At 55.1% G+C, this 1,042-nt stretch carries 2 protein-coding genes; both read right to left on the reverse strand.

Annotated features, from left to right (window positions below):
- The coding region (gene gluQRS / locus ACTHUR_RS11865; RefSeq protein WP_440398705.1) for a tRNA glutamyl-Q(34) synthetase GluQRS at nt 1-646 on the reverse strand (646 nt) is incomplete at its 3' end.
- Nucleotides 647-798: 152 nt separating this feature from the next.
- Nucleotides 799-1,042, reverse strand: a 244-nt coding sequence (locus ACTHUR_RS11870) for a transaldolase family protein (RefSeq protein ID WP_440398706.1), incomplete at its 5' end; no start/stop codon positions are given.

Here is a 1,042-nt window from a genome sequence, read left to right on the forward strand (position 1 = left end):
CGCCGAGGCATTGTTGCAGATAGATTTGGCGCGGCGTGGAAACGAGCAAGTCCTGACCGCGGACAATATGCGTTATGCCTTGATCGGCATCGTCGGCAACCACGGCAAGCTGATAGGCCCAATAGCCGTCGGCACGAAGCAGGACGAAATCGCCGATGTCGTGTGCCAGATTTTGTGCGTATTGTCCGACAATGCCGTCTGAAAAACCGATCACGCGATTGGGGACTTGAATGCGCCATGCCGGCATTTTGTTTTGCGTGTCGGGTCTTTGCTGAGGATTGCGGCAACGGCCGTTATACACAAATCCGTCTGCGCCATGTGTTGCCGCCGCCTGCCAGTCTTTGCGGCTGCAATAGCAGGGATACACCAGCCCGGCTGCTTTAAGGCGGTCGAGGGTGTCTTGATATAGGTCGTAACGGCGGCTTTGATAGGCGATTTCGCCGTCCCACTCAAAGCCGAAAGCTTCAAGCGTGCGCAAAATGTCGTCGGCGGCGCCGGGCATTTCACGCGGGGGGTCAAGGTCTTCAATGCGGACCAGCCATTTACCCTGATGAGCGCGCGCGTCAGCATAGGAGGCAACGGCGGTCAGTAGGGAGCCGATATGAAGTAGGCCGGTAGGGCTGGGGGCAAAACGTCCTATATACATGGCAGGGTGGTTTTGTAGGGCAGGGGCAGTATGCCTGCACGGTATTCAAATCGTGATAGAAAAGGGTGTGCCGTACACGCCCGAATTTGGGTTTCAGACGGCCTGAGACTTTTCAAAATGATTTAAGTTTCTTTGCCGCCCGTTCAATCCGCTTAAGCCAAGGGAGCCAGTAGGTTGGCGAAGGCTTCTTCAAATTGTTTCAAACCGTCTTCCTGTAAACGAGTTGCCAAAGTTTCAACATCAATGCCGAGTTTGGCGGTTTCGGCAAGCTGCGCTTGGGCGTCGTCTACACCTTCTGTCAAAGTGGCTTGGGCGGTGCCGTGGTCGATAAAGGCTTTGAGTGTCGCATCGGGAACGGTGTTGACGGTATGGGCGCCAATCAGGCTATCAACATAC

The organism is Neisseria sp. P0021.S007, assembly GCF_051956855.1.